6 protein-coding genes and 1 pseudogene are annotated in these 6,599 nt (G+C 29.5%); 5 read left to right on the forward strand and 2 right to left on the reverse strand.

Annotation, left to right across the window (positions count from 1 at the left end):
- Nucleotide 1: 1 nt before the first annotated feature.
- Nucleotides 2–241 (forward strand): hypothetical protein, encoded by a 240-nt coding sequence (locus tag ACMHJW_RS13300; protein ID WP_413533899.1) that lies wholly within the window; start codon nt 2–4, stop codon nt 239–241.
- Between the two features lie 54 nt (nt 242–295).
- On the opposite strand, the gene ACMHJW_RS13305 is transcribed toward ACMHJW_RS13300, so the two are convergent.
- Nucleotides 296–1,333: a hypothetical protein gene (locus tag ACMHJW_RS13305; protein WP_413533900.1), complete on the reverse strand. Its 1,038-nt coding sequence runs from the start codon at nt 1,331–1,333 to the stop codon at nt 296–298.
- Between the two features lie 102 nt (nt 1,334–1,435).
- On the opposite strand from ACMHJW_RS13305, the gene ACMHJW_RS13310 reads away from it, so the two are divergent.
- The gene (locus tag ACMHJW_RS13310; protein ID WP_413533901.1) at nt 1,436–2,944 is read left to right on the forward strand and encodes a GNAT family N-acetyltransferase; all 1,509 of its coding nucleotides are present in this window, start codon (nt 1,436–1,438) and stop codon (nt 2,942–2,944) included.
- A gap of 206 nt (nt 2,945–3,150) precedes the next feature.
- Here the strand turns inward: ACMHJW_RS13310 and ACMHJW_RS13315 are convergent, their stop codons facing one another.
- Nucleotides 3,151–4,407: a DUF3748 domain-containing protein gene (locus ACMHJW_RS13315; RefSeq protein WP_413533902.1), complete on the reverse strand. Its 1,257-nt coding sequence runs from the start codon at nt 4,405–4,407 to the stop codon at nt 3,151–3,153.
- A gap of 157 nt (nt 4,408–4,564) precedes the next feature.
- Between ACMHJW_RS13315 and ACMHJW_RS13320 the strand changes: the two genes are divergently transcribed.
- The 3 genes and pseudogenes from ACMHJW_RS13320 to ACMHJW_RS13330 all read left to right on the forward strand — a co-directional run.
- Nucleotides 4,565–5,374 (forward strand): hypothetical protein, encoded by an 810-nt coding sequence (locus ACMHJW_RS13320; RefSeq protein ID WP_413533903.1) that lies wholly within the window; start codon nt 4,565–4,567, stop codon nt 5,372–5,374.
- A 14-nt stretch (nt 5,375–5,388) separates the two neighbouring features.
- Complete coding sequence (locus tag ACMHJW_RS13325) at nt 5,389–6,213, forward strand: hypothetical protein (RefSeq protein ID WP_413533904.1); 825 nt, start codon at nt 5,389–5,391, stop codon at nt 6,211–6,213.
- A 6-nt stretch (nt 6,214–6,219) separates the two neighbouring features.
- Nucleotides 6,220–6,599: pseudogene (locus tag ACMHJW_RS13330) on the forward strand (hypothetical protein); the annotation flags it as partial.

Genomic DNA, 6,599 nt, shown 5'->3' on the forward strand with positions numbered 1-6,599 from the left:
TATGAAGAATATAAAAAAAATCACATTTTTATTTTGCTTAATGTCAACAATGACTTTTGCAAATTCTCAAGAAGGCGGAATTAGTTTTTTTGAAAGTAGAACAACGGATTCAGATGGTCCAAATGGTCCAAGTCCAGATCCAGATCCGGATCCAGCTCCGATAAATGATTATTTACCATTATTGGTAATTGGGGCAGGTTTGGTTGCTTTGCGTTATAGAAAACAATTACTAAAAAACTAAGTTTAAAAACTTTTTTATAAAAAGAAAGCTTCTCAAGATTTTGAGAAGCTTTTTTTATTTTATCTGTTCTAAATTATTGTTAATTACTTTAGCTAAGATTTCGCCCATTTTATGACAGTTTTCATAAGATTGATCTTTGTAAAGTTTTGCGAAACCAGTGCGTAACTGTTCAATATTTTCAGGTTTAGAAATTTGATCGTTTTTCATTATTTTCATTAAATCACGAAATCTTTTCGAGCTATTCGAAATTCGTTTTGAAATCAATGACTTCACTTCTTTTCTATATTGATCAATAGAATTTTTTTTCAAACGATTATTCACCAAATCAACCATAATTTTATTTTCTTTGAAATATTGTGGTCGATAAATTTTTAAATTCCCTTCATAACATTGTTGATCAAAATCAATTGGTCGAATTCTATAAATAACTTGATCAAAATCGTGAATTGGTATCACTACATAATTATACGAACGCATATCTCCCAAAAGCCCAATAAAGCAGCGTTCATTGAATTTTACAAACTCTTTTGCAATCTGGTTTTTTTCTAAATCGTTACATTTGTCCAAATAATTTTTTATAAAAACATCGCCTGGAATTCCTAAAATATGCTCTTCGATTAAAGTATTTTTATAAACCAAAAAATTGATTCTATGTGGCGATAGAATATCTTCCAATTCTAACCCATAAATACGCGAAGCATCTGCTTTTTTGATATAAAAGTTAGTATAATTATCATTCAAAACATTACGTACTCGAATACGAAAAGGTTTTGAGTTTCCAAACGTACAATAATCAATAGAATCGACAACCAAATATGGTAAAGATTCTTCATCTCCATCTGAATGTAAATATGTATAAATCCTGTTTAGACTATCTTGTATTTCTTGCTGTTCTGATGCTGTATAATACACACCCAACCAATGCGTATCATTTCCTTCTTTATCTTCAAGCGCTACACAACCCGAAAAACGCATTAAATCATCGTATTCAATACTTGTTTTTGTTTTACGATGATATTTCTCTAAATAATGATTCAATTCATCACTTACAGGATAAATAGGTTTCTTAAATTCTATTTTTACATCTTTCATTTTCAATCATTGTATATTACGAAGATAGCTTTAAATTTATTTTTTAAAATTGTTTATTGGATTAATATTTGCTAAATTCAGTCGAAATCTAAATTTTATAAAATGAATATTCAAGTCAGAAATTTGACTCTTGAAGATTATAGTGATTTGACAGAATCTACAAAAGAAGCCTATCAAAATCAGCTTGGAACATGGACTGTCGACGAAATAAAAGAATTATTAGCTCTTTTTCCTCAAGGTCAACTTTGTGTGGAAGTCGATGGTAAAGTTGTTGCATCGGCACTAAGTATTGTTGTTAATTCTAAGAAAACTAATATTGAATCGAATTATGATACAATCACTTCAAATGGTAAATTCTTAAAACATGATCCTGATGGTGATGTAATGTACGGAATTGAAGTTTTTGTACATCCTAATTATCGTCAGTTACGCTTAGGAAGACGTTTATATGATGAACGAAAAGCTCTTTGTGAGGAAATGAACCTTAAATCGATTGTTGCTGGAGGAAGAATTCCTAATTATTATAAATATTCAAAAGAATTATCGCCTCGTCAATATATTGAAAAAGTAAAAAGTAAAGAAATTTATGATTCAACTTTGGCTTTTCAAATTTCGAATGATTTTAACGTAAAAAAAATTCTAAAAAATTATTTAAAGGATGATAAAGAATCTTTAGAATATGCAACTCTACTGGAATGGAATAATATTTATTATGAACCAGAACTAAAATCTAATTCGCCTACAAAACGTAATATTCGTCTAGGATTAGTGCAATGGCAAATGCGTTTATTCAATGGTTTACAAGATTTCTATGATCAAATAGAATTCTTTGTAAATGCTGTAAGCGATTATGGTTCTGATTTTATAATGTTCCCAGAATTTTTTAATACTCCATTAATGAGCCCTTATAATCATTTAAAGGAGATTGAGGCAATGCATCAATTAGCTACAATGACAGATGATATTGTAAAGAAAATTCAAGAATTGGCTATTACTTATAACATCAATATTATTTCGGGATCTATGCCGCATCTAAAAAATGGTAAATTGTATAATACATCATTTTTATGTCATCGTTCTGGAAAATTAGATTCTTATAGTAAAATACATATTACACCAAACGAATTCAAATATTACGCATTGAATGGTGGTGATGAAATAAAAATTTTTGACACCGATTGTGGAAAAGTAGGTTTGTTGATTTGTTATGATGTTGAATTTCCTGAGTTGAGTCGTATTTTGGCTGATCAAGGAATGGAAATTTTATTTGTTCCTTTCATGACAGATACACAAAATGGTTACACGCGCGTGCGTTGTTGTGCGCAAGCTCGTGCAATAGAAAACGAATGTTACGTTGCAATTGCAGGATCTGTAGGAAATTTACCTCGTGTAAATAATATGGATATCCAATATTCTCAATCTGCTGTTTTCACACCTTCAGATTTCTCATTCCCAAACAATGGTGTTAAAGCTGAAGCTACACCAAATACAGAAATGGTATTAATTGCAGATGTTGATCTTTATCTTTTAAAAGAATTACATGAATATGGAACTGTAAAAACGAAAAAAGATAAACGAAATGATTTGTACGAAGTAAAAGTTATAAAATAAATACAATTAAAAAAACCTCCTATTTGGAGGTTTTTGTTAAGTTCTTATTCTTGTTTATTAAACTTGAACAAGAACAACTAATCTAGCTTTTTTAAGCATAGACCTTAGGTTCGGTTAAGTATCTGTATTAAATTTAGAAATATTTTTTACAAAAGACAAATATTTTCTCTGAAAAGTTTAAATATTAACATATTATAATCAAGTTTTTATAATTCTAGCTCGAAGATTTGAATAAATTTTTCGTTAAAATTATTTGGAACAAATTGATTAAAATAAATTCTTTTTCCATTATTTGAAAAATGAGGGATTCCTGTTAATTCGTTATTGATTAATTCGGTTTGATATAATATTTTAGATTTTTTTTCAATTAAATCAGTCAAGAATATTTTATTATCAACAAAGAAAACAGCATATTTTCCATCTGGGGAAATATTGAATGGTGAGCTTATTGAATTTTCTAAAAATGAATATTGAATAATTTCATTGGTAGATAAATTCGCCCCAAATAATTGTGTTTTCTCAACTTTATCTTCCATTAAAAAATAAATTATTTTTCCACATGGAGAAGAGCGTAACCAATGTCTGAAATTGCTAATTCCTCTTTGAGTAAACGTTATTCTTTTTTGAGATATACAGCTTGGAACATCTGGCAAAGTGAATTTCGTTCCTTTTAAATTATCATTTTCATTAAAACTAATTTCATCTGGGATTGTTGCTATAAAAATTTCCGTTTTCAAATTTCCATTTTCATCACGAACATGTCCTTGAAATGCTATATTGTTTGTTGAGTTTATCCAACATTCATCAAAAGCTTTCTCTATTTCATCGCTCCCATTTGTTGCGTTTGTCACTACTTTAGAAACAATAATAGAAAACATTTCGCCATTATTATTTTCTAAATTCTTATCTAGCGGAACTTCTACTTGTTTAGGAAACATCATCCCAACTACTCGTTGATCTTTTATATTAGCATTCTGTTTCGCTTCTTGTTCTATTATATAATCATTGTACGTAAAGCTAATCCAATTTCTATCTTTTTTCCATGAATGCGAATGCGTTCCTCCTCGCATTGCTCCATTTGTATAAGGAAATTTAATATCGCGAGCATCCATAAAAATTGGTTGATTTGGATAATTTAAATCGATTGCAACGCCTGTTCTTCTTGTAACTGAATATGGCTTTGTTCGGTTTGCATTTCGTATTCCGTGAATAAATATAACTTTATTCTCTAATTGAGAAAACGAAGCTGCTCCAACACCTGGACCAAACTCAGTCTGATTATTCGCTGTGTAGATAATTTCTGTGTTGTAATTTTCTGTGTTGAGTATACAAATGCTTGATGTTTCTCCTATTTTGGTGTCATCATTTCTTGTGTCAAAAACGATATATTTATCATCAATGGATTGTATTTGGAAATGATGTAATGTGTGACCAAAATTATCAAATGTTAACTGTTTTATCATGATAGATTATCTATTATTCAGTTTTTGAATTTACTCTATAAAATTAATCTTTTTACAAAAACTCTACTTTAATTTTAATGTCCATATAACTTACTTATTCTTTGATATATAACATTTAAAAGATTTGGTTTAAATTGCACGCAACCAATAAAATTTTATGAAGAAGAAATTAATTTTCATACCTCTTCTGCTTGTCTATGCAGTAAAAAGTCAGGTAAAAATCACAGATTCCAATAATTCTGAGATAAGCTCAAATTCTCTACTACATTTAGAGAGTCAAAAGAAGAATAAAGGTTTTTTATTACCAAGATTAGCTCTAAGTAATGTTAATTCTCCATCTCCTCTAAATAATCATGTTTCGGGTATGGTTGTTTACAATACAGCAACTGTAAATGGTGTTGATGGTGTTGTGCCAAGTATCTATTTGAATGATGGAACAAAATGGATTAGAATAGAGTCAGAGTCTAATAAACTTGGAGATTTGAAAAATAGCTTTGCAAAAGCTGATTCCAACGGCTGGTATCTATTAAATGGAAGAGATGTTACTACTTTACCAAAAAATGCAAATGCAGTCGCTAAAGCTTTAGGGTTTACGGATAAATTACCTAATTTGATTGATGCTTATTTAAAAAATAAATCAAATTCTGAGGCAATGAATGTTATAAATGGTCGTAATAATTTTATAATAACTCAGGCCAATTTACCAAATGTTAATTTCACAGGAACAACTTCTTCTGTTGATAATCATACTCACACGTATTTAGATAATCCAAACACTACAATAAATGCTTCATATGATAGTAACCAAACGAATCCCTTAGCAAATACTACAGCTCAAAATTTCGTAACATCTTCAAATACCCATTCACATGATGTACTTTTACCTTTAAATGGAAATAATCAACCTGTTGATTATAAGCCAAAAAGTATTACTACTAATGTATTTATATATCTTGGATCTGAATAATAAAAAAAACACTTATGAAAAACATATTTATAATTATATTTTTAGGATATTTTACAACTAGTAACGCTCAAGTTGGCATTGGCACAGAAAATCCTAACCCTTCAAGTATTCTTGAGATTAGTACAACAAATAAAGGAGTTTTATTCAATAAACTTAAACTTTCATCTACTGACAATCCTGCTCCTCTTTCAAGTCATCAAGAAGGTTTATGGGTTTACAACACAGAAACATCTGGTTCTTATCCAAATGAAGTATACCCTGGTCTTTATTACAACGATGGTACAAAATGGATATTACTAAATGCAGGAATACCAAATCCGAGAATAGGAGATATCAAAGCAAGTGTTATATTAGGTGATCGTGATGGATGGTATTCACTAGACGGAAGAGCTGTTTCTTCTCTACCAACAAATGCTCAATCAAACGCAAATGCGCTTGGAATACTTAATAATTTACCCGATGCTAGTGATAGAATTTTAAAAGGTATAGCTACTACTTTACCTCTTAGACAAGTGAATGAAGAGAGTTTTGGAGATTTAGGAGGGACTAATAGTATTACATTAACACAAGATAATTTACCTAATATTGAATATAAAGGTAGCGTAGTAGCAGTTGGTGATCATACTCACACTTTTGATAGTTATGGTAATGCATTCTGGAATCGATATGGAACTAGCGGAGTTACAGGATTAAATAAATTACCAACAGAAACACGTACTACTGAACCTGCAGGAGCACATAGTCACACAGTATCAATCCCTACAGGTGGTACAAATACACCAATTGTAAACTATCCAAAAAATTTCACAACTCAATATTATATTTATTTAGGAAATTAATTTATTATGAAAAAAATTATATACTTTATATTATTTATAGGATCCTTATATACTTCATATGCTCAAGTATTAATTTCTGAGGATAAATCTTTAGCAACAATGAATAATGATGCTATTTTAGAATTAAGTACTGCTAATCATTCTAAAGGTTTGTTATTACCTTACGTAAATTTAAGCTCCACAAAATCTGCTTCACCTTTACCTTCACACATAATGGGAATGATTGTTTATAACTTAAATACATCTATAAACAATGGTGATGTCAATACAAGTGTTTTTCCTGGAATGTATCATAATGATGGTACTTCTTGGCAAAAAGTTGAATTTGATTCACCTTCATTTGGTGATATTAAATATTCAGCAATTTCAGATGATCATGATGGATG

Origin of the sequence: Empedobacter brevis (assembly GCF_965118635.1) — a bacterium.
GTDB lineage: Bacteria > Bacteroidota > Bacteroidia > Flavobacteriales > Weeksellaceae > Empedobacter > Empedobacter brevis_A.

What these genes read in the sequence shown, in the direction of transcription:
- ACMHJW_RS13315 (WP_413533902.1), bottom strand. Translation starts at nt 4,407, where the DNA reads ATGATAAAACAGTTAACATTTGATAATTTTGGTCACACATTACATCAT.
- ACMHJW_RS13320 (WP_413533903.1), top strand. Translation starts at nt 4,565, where the DNA reads ATGAAGAAGAAATTAATTTTCATACCTCTTCTGCTTGTCTATGCAGTA.
- ACMHJW_RS13300 (WP_413533899.1), top strand. Translation starts at nt 2, where the DNA reads ATGAAGAATATAAAAAAAATCACATTTTTATTTTGCTTAATGTCAACA.
- ACMHJW_RS13310 (WP_413533901.1), top strand. Translation starts at nt 1,436, where the DNA reads ATGAATATTCAAGTCAGAAATTTGACTCTTGAAGATTATAGTGATTTG.
- ACMHJW_RS13325 (WP_413533904.1), top strand. Translation starts at nt 5,389, where the DNA reads ATGAAAAACATATTTATAATTATATTTTTAGGATATTTTACAACTAGT.
- ACMHJW_RS13305 (WP_413533900.1), bottom strand. Translation starts at nt 1,333, where the DNA reads ATGAAAGATGTAAAAATAGAATTTAAGAAACCTATTTATCCTGTAAGT.